The sequence below is a fragment of the Nonomuraea sp. NPDC049486 genome, assembly GCF_040676925.1.
Taxonomy (GTDB): domain Bacteria; phylum Actinomycetota; class Actinomycetes; order Streptosporangiales; family Streptosporangiaceae; genus Nonomuraea; species Nonomuraea ferruginea.
In genome coordinates this window covers 383695-393653 of the sequence record NZ_JBFAPV010000005.1, presented here as the reverse complement: position 1 = coordinate 393653, position 9959 = coordinate 383695, and the positions used below count along the sequence as shown (strand labels likewise).

Genomic DNA, 9959 nt, shown 5'->3' with positions numbered 1-9959 from the left:
TCGTCGAGGGTCCCGACGTCGAGGGCCAGGACGTCGAGGGCCAGGACGCCGAGGCTCAGGACGTCGAAGGTCAGGACGTCGAAGGTCAGGACGTGGATGGCCAGAAGCTGGACGGCCGGAGTGCCCACCAGCTGAGCGAGGACGGCCGGCTCTCGCTGGCGTCGCTCCTCGGTTTCTCGCCGGCCCAGCAGTTCTTCCTGCCGTACAGGAACATGCAGCAGACGGCGTGCGCGGTCGCGGGCGGCAACTCCCTGCCGGCCAGCTGCCCGTCCCTCGTCCACAGCGCGTAGCGGATCACCGCTGACGGATCACCAACCCTCCAGCCCGGGCGGGCGCCGCGTTCAGCGCGGCGTCCGCCCGCAGGCGTTCCGGGCCGCTCCAGGACGAGGTAGGCACCTGCGGCGGCAGGTGTTCGGGTTGTCCCACATACGGGAAACCGAACGGACCGGAAACCGAACGACCGTTGCCCACCCGGCACGTGATCCGGTCCGATCACAGGTCATACTTCCGGCATGGCGCCGCGTATCCCCTCCCCGGTCGACTGGCTCGTAGCGGGAGTCGTCGGACTGTTCGCGGTGGCCGAAGAGATCGGCGAGCGCACCGCCGCCCCCGACCGGCAGGAGGCGGCGTGGTGGATCGCCGCCGGGGTCGCCGCGGCGGTGCTCGTGCTGTTCCGCAGGCAGGCGCCGTTCGGGGTGCTCTCCGCGTACACGATCGCGAACGTCGCCGGGTTCCTGCTGGTCGCCGACGTGGCGGCGGCGTGGCAGTACTACACGCAGCTGCTCCTGCTGTTCACGCTGCTGAGCGAGGTCCGCCCGCGTGACCGGCGGGCGGTGACGGGGCTGGCGATGACCGGCGTCTTCGTGGCGGCGATGCTGGCCGCGTCCTCGAACTCGCCCGGGTGGGGCGACGTCGCGGTGGCCGTCGTCATGAGCACCGTCGCGGCGGGCGCGGGCATCGCGGTGCGCCGCTACCGGGCGCTGGCCGTGCGGGCGGCGGAGCGCGGCGAGCTGCTCGCCCGCGAGGCCGTCTCCGCCGAGCGCGCCCGCATCGCCCGCGAGCTGCACGACATCGTGGTCCACAGCGTGAGCGTGATGACCATGCGCACCGGCGGGGTCCGGCTGATGCTGGGGCAGGAGCGGGCGCCCGAGCGGGAGATCCTGGCCACCGTCGAGGCGACCGGCCGGGAGGCGGTGGAGGAGCTGCGGCTCATGCTCAACCTGCTGCGCGGGCCCGAGAGCGACGGGACCGTGCCGATCGCGGGGCTCGACCGGCTGGACGAACTGGTGGACCAGGTACGCGCCGCCGGCCTGACGGTGAAGACGGAGATCCACGGCGAACCGGTGCCGCTGCCGCCCGCGCTGGACCTGTCGGCCTACCGGATCCTGCAGGAGGCGCTGACGAACACGCTCAAGCACGCCGGGCCGGCCGACGTGACGGTGACGGTCGGTTACCGGCCGCGCGAGCTCACGCTGGAGGTGGTGGACCGGGGGCCGTCCGGCCCGCCGCCCCGGCCGGGTGAGAGCGGCTACGGGCTGGTCGGGATGCGCGAGCGGGTGGCGATGTTCGGCGGGACTCTCGCCGCGGGGCCGGTCCCGGAGGGCGGGTTCCGGGTGCGGGCAGTGCTGCCGGTGTGAGCGTCCCGTGCCGGAAAACTTCTGGCGGCCGTGTCGATCCGGCGCGGAGGCGTTCGACGCGTCGGTGAGACGAAAGAACGGCACCCTGAAAGGACGCTGTCATGCAGAAGATCACCACCTACCTGTGGTTCGACCACCAGGCCGAGGAAGCCGCCACCTTCTACACCTCGCTCTTCGCCGGCTCCCGGGTGCTGGGGGTCCAGCCGGGGCCGGACGGCAGGGCGATGATGGTCACGTTCGAGCTGGCGGGGCAGCGCTATCTGGCGCTCAACGGCGGTCCGGCCCACACCTTCAACGAGGCGATCTCGCTGCTCGTCGACTGCGAGTCGCAGGAGGAGGTCGACGAGCTGTGGGGCCGGCTCACCGAGGGCGGCGAGGAAGGTCGGTGCGGGTGGCTGAAGGACCGCTACGGCCTGTCCTGGCAGATCATCCCGAGGGAGCTGCCCGAGCTGCTGAGCCACCCCGATCCCGAGGTCGCGGGGAAGGTGGCGCAGGCGATGATGGGCATGAGCAAGATCGACGTGCGGGCGCTGCGCGACGCGGCCAAGTCCTGACCCTCGGGGGGCCGGCGGGCGAGCCGCCGGCCCCGCGCCGGGTCAGTCGACCGCCATCTCGCCCAGCAGCGACCAGTCGTCCTGCGGGATCGTGGTGTTGACGATCCGCGGCGTCTCGGCCAGGTGCGGCGGCAGGTCCTGCTGGGCCTTCCTGAAATGGTCCGACTGGACGTGCGCGGCGCCCGCGTCGGCGTCCTTGAACGCCTCCACCAGCACGTACTCGTTGGGGTCGTCCAGGCTGCGCGACCAGTCGAACCACAGGCAGCCGGGCTCGGCGCGGGTGGCCCGGGTGAACTCGGCGGTGACCTCGGCGAACCGGTCGGCGGACTCGGGCCGGACGCGGAACTTCGCGGTGATGAAGATCATTTGGTCTCTCTCGTTACGGTACGGGGTCCTCACCGATGGTAGGGCGGGCGAGCCTGATCAGCCCGGCTCGCGGGTGGCGTGCTCCGGCGGGACGGTCGGCTTCGGCGTCGGGCCGGACCGCTTGGGCGACGGGGTCGACGTGGGCGTCGGCGTGCCGACCGGCGACGACGGCAGGCCGGAGAACCTGCCCTGCCGCGCCATCACGGGCACCGCCATCCGCACCGCGCCCGCGTCGCGGAACGTGAACGTCATCGGCACGTAGTTGCCGAGGATGCCGCTGGCCATGCCGATGGGCTGGTCGGGCCGGGTGGCGGCCTCGTAGGGGCGCAGCTCGACCGGCCCCACCAGCCGGACGGTCCCGCCGCCCTCCACGGTGACCCGCTCCAGCAGGTCGGGCCGGTCGCGGTTGCTGATCAGCACCGCGTACAGGGCCTGCTGGCCCGCGGGCGACGCGGTGGGCGACGCGGTGGACATCTCGCCGAGCAGGAACGCGTCGCGTACGTGCACCCCCTGCACGTCGCCGTTCGCCCCGTCGTTCCCCGGGCGGTTCAGGCGGGCGGGGTCATCGGGGTCGACCGAGCTGGAACAGCCGGTCGCCGCCAGGACCAGTGCGGCGGCGCAGGCGAGCAGCCGCGCTGACATGCCAGTGGACATGATTGGCCGCTACCCGGGCCCTCCTCGGTGAACCGCGCCCCGGCACGATCATGACGGAAACCGGGGACAACCGGGAGCCGCCGCCTACCGCGCCGCCGCCGCCCCGCCGCGAGGTTTCGCGTCACGCCGGGACGGGCACGCGTCGTCTACGCTCGGCTCACGAGCCGGACCGAGGTTGAGGGGGAATCTCCGTGACTGGCGAACTCGCGGGAGTGGCGGGGCTGCTGTACGAGTTCGGGCTGCTCAAACGCTACAAACGCACCGGCTGGCTGGTGGCCGGGGTGCGCGATCCGGAGAGCATCGCCGACCACTCCTTCCGCACCGCCGTCATCGCCGGGATGATCGCCAAGCTGGAGGGCGGCAACCCGGAACGGGCCGCGTTCATGAGTCTCTTCCATGACACGCAGGAGACCCGCATCACCGACATCCCGTACATCGGCAAGCGCTACCTCAAGCCCGCCTCCAACGAGGAGGTCACGGCCGACCAGACGCGCGGCCTGCCCGGCGAGGTGGCGGAGATGGTGAGCGGCGCGGTCCGGGAGTACGAGGAGAAGGACAGCCTGGAGGCGGTGTGCGCGCGTGACGCCGACAAGCTTGAGTGCCTGATCCAGGCGGTCGAGTACCGCGAGCAGGGCAACCAGAACGTGCAGCCGTGGATCGACAGCTCGCTGGCCGCGCTCAGGACCGTCACCGGCAAGCGCCTGGCGGAAGAGGCGCTGCGCACCGGCACGCTGAAGTGGATCACGCCGGTGCTCAACGGCGACTGATCGCGACACGCGAAAGGCCCCGGTCCTTGCTCACTGACCGGGGCCCTGTCGCGCTTGATCTCCCAGGATCTCCATGACACTTCATATCACGAAATTTCTTCGTACGAGTCAGAATGCGGGATATGAGGTGAAACTCCCGAAATTAAATCGGTTGTGATCGCGCGCGCCGGTCTGCTGAGCTGAGCGGCGGAACGGCATCCCGCGAGCGAGGAGCAGAAATGCGAGCGACTTTCATGTCCACCCAGCTGAAGACTTCCTTCTACGCACAGGACATGACGCTCCGTGAAAACACTCAACCTCGGGATCCTCGCGCATGTCGACGCCGGTAAGACGAGCCTGACCGAGCGGCTGCTGCACGCCGCCGGGGTCATCGACGAGCTCGGCAGCGTCGACCAGGGCAGCACCCGCACCGACACCCTCGCGCTCGAACGCCGGCGCGGCATCACGATCAGATCCGCCGTCGTCTCCTTCCCCATCGGCGACGTGACGGTCAACCTGATCGACACGCCGGGCCACCCCGACTTCATCGCCGAGGTCGAGCGCGTGCTGGACGTGCTCGACGGTGCCGTTCTGGTGGTCTCCGCCGTCGAGGGAGTGCAGGCCCAGACGCGCGTGCTCATGCGTACGCTGCGGCGGCTCGGCATCCCCGCGCTGATCTTCGTCAACAAGATCGACCGGCGCGGCGCCGCGTACGGTGAGGTGCTGGACGCCGTCAGGGCCCGGCTGGCCCCGTCGGGCGTCGCCATGTCGGCCGTCACCGGCCTCGGCACCCGCGCCGCCGCCGTCACCCCCGCCGCCGACCCGCGCCTGGCCGAGCTGCTCGCCGACCACGACGAGACCCTGCTCGCCGCGTACGTGGACGACCGGCCCATCACGGACCGGCGGCTGCGCCAGGCGCTCACCCGGCAGGCGCGCGACGGTCTGGCGCATCCGGTGTTCTTCGGCTCGGCCATCACCGGGGCGGGCGTGCCCGCGCTCATGGACGGCATCCGCGACCTGCTGCCCGCCGCCGAAGGTGACGCGTCGGGGCCGCCGTCCGGCGCCGTGTTCAAAGTCGAGCGCGGGCCCGCGGGGGAGCGGCTCGCCTACGTCCGCATGTTCTCCGGCACGCTCCGGGTCCGCGACACCGTCCCCGGCCACGGCAAGGTGACGGCGATCGGGGTGTTCGACCGCGGCACCGCCGTGCGCGCGGACGCGGTCGGCGCCGGGCGGATCGGCCTGCTGTCGGGGCTCGGCGGCATCCGCGTCGGCGACTACATAGGCGACTACATCGGCGACCAGTTCGCCGATCAGCACGCCGACCACGCCGCCGACCACGCCGCCGACCACGTCATCGATCACCACGCCGATCGTGTCGCCGATCGCGTCGGCATTCGCGTCGGACCGGCTCGCGGCCGGGTGCGCCGCCACTTCGCGCCGCCGTCGCTGGAGACCGTCGTCACGCCCGTCCGGGCCGCCGACCGGGGTGCCCTGCACGCCGCGCTCACCCAGCTCGCCGAGCAGGACCCGCTGATCGGCCTGCGGCAGGACGACGTCCGGCAGGAGACCTACGTCTCCCTGTACGGGGAGGTGCAGAAGGAGGTCATCCAGCAGACGCTGGCCGAGGAGTTCGGGCTGGACGTGACGTTCGAGGAGACCACCACGATCTGCGTCGAACGCCCGGCAGGCACCGGCGCGGCGGCCGAGTTCATCGCCCAGGGCGGCAACCCGTTCCTCGGCACGGTCGGGCTGCGCGTCGAACCCGGGCCGATCGGGTCGGGGGTGACGTTCCGGCTGGCGGTCGAGCTGGGGTCGATGCCGTACACGTTCATGCGCGCCGTCGAGGAGACGGCGCGGCAGACGCTCCAGCAGGGCCTGCACGGCTGGGAGGTGATCGACTGCGCGGTCACCCTCACCCACACCGGCTACTGGGCGCGGCAGAGCCACTCCCACGGCGTGTTCGACAAGAGCATGTCCAGCACCGCCGGCGACTTCCGCAACCTGACGCCGCTGGTGCTGATGGACGCGCTCAAGCAGGCCGGCACCCGCGTGCACGAGCCGTTGCACCGCTTCCATCTGGAGATCCCCGCCGACCTGCTGGGCGGGGTGCTGCCGGTGCTGTCGCGGCTGCGCGCCGTCCCGACGGGCTCGCGGCCGCACGGCGACACGTACCGGATCGAGGGGACGGTGCCGGCGGCGCTGGTGCACGGGCTGGAGCGGGCGCTGCCGTCGCTGACCCGCGGCGAAGGCGTCCTGGAGACCGCCTTCGACCGCTACCAGCGGGTGCCGGGGCCGCCGCCCGCCCGCCGCCGCATCGGCCACGACCCGCGTAACCGGAAGGAGTACCTGCTGCACGTGGTGCGCATGGTCTAGGCGGACCCGGAGCGCGCGGGGGCCGGTGTGGACCGCCACGGCAGCTGGTACGCCCACTGCCACGCGGCCTCGATCGGCCCCCGGCTGAACCGCCGCAGCCAGAGCGTGGACAGGGCCATGAACAGCGCGCAGATGGCCAGCCACGCCACCGGCACCCACCAGGGCCGCAGCCAGTCGAGCCGGGCGGCCAGCCCGAGCCCCCAGCCGTAGCAGAGGGCCGAGGCGACCACGTTCTGGAAGACGTAGCAGCTCAGAGCGGTCCTGCCCACGTTGGACAGGCCGCGGCGCAGCGGCCCCGGCGCGGCGTCCCGGCGCACCAGCGAGGTGATCAGGGCGAGCAGGCCCAGCGCCACCAGGGGCGGCAGCAGGTACCGGTCCACCAGGAACCAGCCGGAGCCGGCGAACGTGGTGACCAGGTTGAGCGGCAGCCCTGCGCCCAGGCCGATCGCCATGAGCCTGCGCCGCAGCGCCGCGCCGCGCTCGGTGCCGTCGAACACGCCCGCCCGCAGCAGCCGGGCCCCCAGCAGGAACAGCACGACGCCCAGCGGCACGATGAACACCGCCTCCGCCCGGTACACCCCGGCCAGCTCGATCCGGGACGCCACCTGGTCCAGGTAGGACCCCTCGGTGAACAGCGACCCCGGCGAGGATCCGGCAAGTGAGGCGCCGCTGTTGAGGAGCGCGGCCGTGGCCAGCCCCACGAACAGCACGAACAGCGACCCGACGGCCGCCATCCAGGCGGTCACCACCCGGTCGCTCCGCCCGATCAGGTAGGCGACCACGATCGCGGTCACCCCGTACCCCATGAGCACGTCGTACTCGAAGACCAGCACGTAGTGCAGCAGCCCCTCGGCGAACAGCAACGCCGCCCGCCACAGGTAGCGCCCCGGCCAGCGCAGCCCGCGCCGCCGGGCCGAGCGGTACTGCAGCTCCAGCCCGACGCCGAACAGCAGGGTCAGCAGCGCCAGGAACTTGCCGTTGGCGAGGAAGCGCAGGAACGACTCCACCGCCCCCGCCTGCCCCAGCGCCCCCGCCAGATCGGCGGGCCCGCCCGGGCTGGTGAAGATCCAGATGTTCGTGCCCAGCGTGCCCGCGATCGCCGCGCCCCTGAGCACGTCCAGTGCTTCGATCCTGTTGCCTGTCACCTTTCCACGATGCCGTCGCCCAGCGGGGAGAAGGTCCTCACATGGGCTGATCTCGGATACATCGATGGATGTATCCGGGGCAGCCGTCAGGCATGAGACTCGGGAACCGGGACATCCGGCCGGCCGGCGGCGGGCTGGGCTGCCTGATCATGATCATCGTGTCGGTCGTGCTGTCGGTGCTGCTGACGCTGATCCTGAATCTGCTGCTCTAGTGGATATGTCCTAATCTGTGTGCGTGATTCGCTCTGCCACCCCTGCCGACGTGCCCGCCATCCACCAGCTGATCCGTGAGCTGGCCGCATACGAGAAGTCGCTCGACGAGGTCGAGGCCACCGAGGAGCAGCTGCGCCAGGCGCTGTTCGGCCCCGAGCCCAAGGTGTTCGCCCACATGGCCGAGAACGACGACGGCGAGGTGGTCGGCTTCGCCATGTGGTTCCTCAGCTTCTCCACCTGGACCGGCACCCACGGCCTCTACCTGGAGGACATCTACGTGCGCCCCCAGCATCGGGGCGGCGGCCACGGCAAGGCTCTCATGACCGAGCTGGCCCGGATCTGCCTCGAGCGCGGGTACGGGCGCTTCGAATGGTCCGTGCTCGACTGGAACGAACCAACGATCAACTTCTACAAGTCCATCGGCGCCATCCCCTGCGACGAGTGGATCCGCTACCGGCTCAGCGGCGACGCCCTGGAGCGGTTCGGCAAGTCGTAGCTACCGGCCCGTGGACGGCGAGGCGTACAGGTTGTCGAGGCCGAGCGGGGGCGGGGGCGGCAGCGGTCCGGCGTGGCCGGCCTGGAAGGCCTGGAGCTGGTAGGCGACGAAGCGGCGGGAGGCGGCCATCGCGGCCTCGGACGACTCGGTGACGATGCCGTTGTTGGCCAGGAGCAGCAGCACGAGGTCGGCCAGGTCGAAGTCGGGACGCAGCCGTCCGGCGGCCTTGGCGCGACGGGTGAGCTCGACGAAGCCCCGCTCGGCGCGGGCGCGTTTGTCCTCGTAGTCCAGGGCCTCGGGGAACGCGGTCAGGAAGGCGGCGGTGAACCCCCGGTCGGCGGCCTGCATGGCGCAGAGCGTCTCGATGACCGTGCGGAAGGCGCGCCACGGGTCGGGGTCCTCCAGGGCGTCGTCGACGGTCGAGGCGCAGGCGGAGAGCTGGTCGGCGAACACCTCCGCGACCAGCGACTCGCGGGTGGGGAAGCGCCGGTAGAGGGTCGCGACGCCGACCCCGGCGCGGCGCTCGATCGCCGCCGTCGGCACGTCGAGCCCGCGGGCGGCGAACGCCTCGCGGGCCGCCTGGAGGATGCGGTCGCGGTTGTGCCGCGCGTCGGCGCGCAGCGTTATCCGAGAGGAACGGGCAGGCACTCTTCTCACATTAGCGCCAAATGGAGCACCCCCTCCGGTTGCGGCCTAGTGTCGGGCCTGACACCCGAGGAGGACCAGTGAGCGAGATGCGCGCCGCCCGTTACGACAGGTACGGGCCCCCGGAAGTGCTGTACGAGGCCATGGTGCCGAAACCGGTCGCCGGGCCGGGCGAGGTGCTGGTGCGGGTGCACGCCGGCAGCGTCAACGGGGGCGAACTTGCGGCCCGCGCCGGACGGCTCCGCCCGCTGACCGGCCTGATGAGCCGGGGCTTCCCGAAGACCCTCGGCATGGACTTCGCCGGAGAGGTCGCCGCCCTGGGCTCGCCCATGCGCGGCCTCGCGGTGGGCGACCGGGTGTGGGGCGGAGGCCGGGCGATCAGCTCCGCGGCGGCCGAGTACGTCGTCGTCCGCCCGCGCCACCTGGCCCTCGCGCCCGCAGGGACGGACCTGGTCGAGGCCGCCTCCCTGCCCGGCGTGGGCACGACCGCGATCACCGCGCTGCGCGACCGGGCCGGGCTCAGGGCGGGGGAGCGGCTGCTGGTGCGCGGCGCGAGCGGCGGCGTCGGCAGCGTCGCCGTCCAGCTCGGCCGGGCGTACGGCGCGCACGTCACGGGGCTGGCCAGGAAGGGCAACCTCGACTTCGTACGGGACCTCGGCGCCGACGAAGCCGTCGACTACGCGACCACGAGCCCCGGCGACCTCGGCCGGTTCGACGTGATCCTCGACACCGCAGGCACCGCCCTGAGCGCCTACCGCCGGCTCCTCACACCCGGCGGACGCATGGTGACGATCAGCTTCGACCTCGGCCGCCTCGTCCCGTCCCTGGCCTCCATCCTGGTCTCCACCGTGTACGGCTCGCGACGCGTACGGTTCTTCAGCGGGAACCCCACCCACGAGCTCTTCGCCGACCTGACGCGGCTCGTGGAGAGCGGGGCGATCCGGCCGGTGGTGGACACCGTCCATCCGCTGGCGGACATCGCCGAGGCGCACCGCGCGCTGGAAGCCGGCGGCGTCCGCGGGAAAGTCGTCGTCCGGACCGTGGGCGCGGCCGGCTCCCAGACCTGAACCACGAGCCGGGGATCCAGGGCGGGACGCGAGAAGGCCCGCAGACCTGGCGGGCTGCGGGCC

At 72.0% G+C, this 9959-nt stretch carries 11 protein-coding genes; 7 read left to right on the top strand and 4 right to left on the bottom strand.

Annotated features, from left to right (window positions below):
• The 3 genes from AB0K05_RS17820 to AB0K05_RS17810 form a co-directional block, all read left to right on the top strand.
• The coding region (locus tag AB0K05_RS17820; RefSeq protein ID WP_364230136.1) for a hypothetical protein at positions 1-290 on the top strand (290 nt) is incomplete at its 5' end.
• Positions 291-512: 222 nt separating this feature from the next.
• Positions 513-1637 carry a sensor histidine kinase gene (locus tag AB0K05_RS17815; RefSeq protein WP_364230134.1) on the top strand — a complete coding sequence of 375 codons (1125 nt, stop codon included), beginning with the start codon at positions 513-515 and terminating at the stop codon, positions 1635-1637.
• Positions 1638-1738: 101 nt separating this feature from the next.
• Positions 1739-2191, top strand: a complete 453-nt coding sequence (locus AB0K05_RS17810) for a VOC family protein (protein ID WP_364230132.1) — start codon at positions 1739-1741, stop codon at positions 2189-2191.
• 42 nt (positions 2192-2233) lie between these two features.
• On the opposite strand, the gene AB0K05_RS17805 is transcribed toward AB0K05_RS17810, so the two are convergent.
• Together AB0K05_RS17805 and AB0K05_RS17800 are read right to left on the bottom strand one after the other, a co-directional pair.
• Positions 2234-2557: a putative quinol monooxygenase gene (locus tag AB0K05_RS17805; protein WP_148030224.1), complete on the bottom strand. Its 324-nt coding sequence runs from the start codon at positions 2555-2557 to the stop codon at positions 2234-2236.
• 57 nt (positions 2558-2614) lie between these two features.
• Positions 2615-3199, bottom strand: coding sequence for a hypothetical protein (locus AB0K05_RS17800; protein ID WP_364230130.1), 585 nt, complete (start codon positions 3197-3199; stop codon positions 2615-2617).
• A 203-nt stretch (positions 3200-3402) separates the two neighbouring features.
• On the opposite strand from AB0K05_RS17800, the gene AB0K05_RS17795 reads away from it, so the two are divergent.
• Together AB0K05_RS17795 and AB0K05_RS17790 are read left to right on the top strand one after the other, a co-directional pair.
• On the top strand, positions 3403-3978 hold the full coding sequence (locus tag AB0K05_RS17795) for an HD domain-containing protein (RefSeq protein ID WP_148030226.1): 576 nt from the start codon (positions 3403-3405) through the stop codon (positions 3976-3978).
• 282 nt (positions 3979-4260) lie between these two features.
• Positions 4261-6330 (top strand): translation factor GTPase family protein, encoded by a 2070-nt coding sequence (locus tag AB0K05_RS17790; protein WP_364230128.1) that lies wholly within the window; start codon positions 4261-4263, stop codon positions 6328-6330.
• Here the strand turns inward: AB0K05_RS17790 and AB0K05_RS17785 are convergent.
• Complete coding sequence (locus tag AB0K05_RS17785) at positions 6327-7475, bottom strand: DUF418 domain-containing protein (RefSeq protein WP_364230126.1); 1149 nt, start codon at positions 7473-7475, stop codon at positions 6327-6329. The genes AB0K05_RS17790 and AB0K05_RS17785 overlap by 4 nt on opposite strands.
• A 235-nt stretch (positions 7476-7710) precedes the next feature.
• Between AB0K05_RS17785 and AB0K05_RS17780 the strand changes: the two genes are divergently transcribed.
• Positions 7711-8184, top strand: coding sequence for a GNAT family N-acetyltransferase (locus AB0K05_RS17780; protein ID WP_364230124.1), 474 nt, complete (start codon positions 7711-7713; stop codon positions 8182-8184).
• Here the strand turns inward: AB0K05_RS17780 and AB0K05_RS17775 are convergent, their stop codons facing one another.
• Positions 8185-8832, bottom strand: coding sequence for a helix-turn-helix domain-containing protein (locus AB0K05_RS17775; protein WP_364230122.1), 648 nt, complete (start codon positions 8830-8832; stop codon positions 8185-8187).
• 86 nt (positions 8833-8918) lie between these two features.
• Here AB0K05_RS17775 and AB0K05_RS17770 point away from each other — a divergent pair, with 86 nt between their 5' ends.
• The gene (locus AB0K05_RS17770; protein ID WP_364230422.1) at positions 8919-9896 is read left to right on the top strand and encodes an NAD(P)-dependent alcohol dehydrogenase; all 978 of its coding nucleotides are present in this window, start codon (positions 8919-8921) and stop codon (positions 9894-9896) included.
• The last annotated feature ends 63 nt before the right edge of the window (positions 9897-9959 follow it).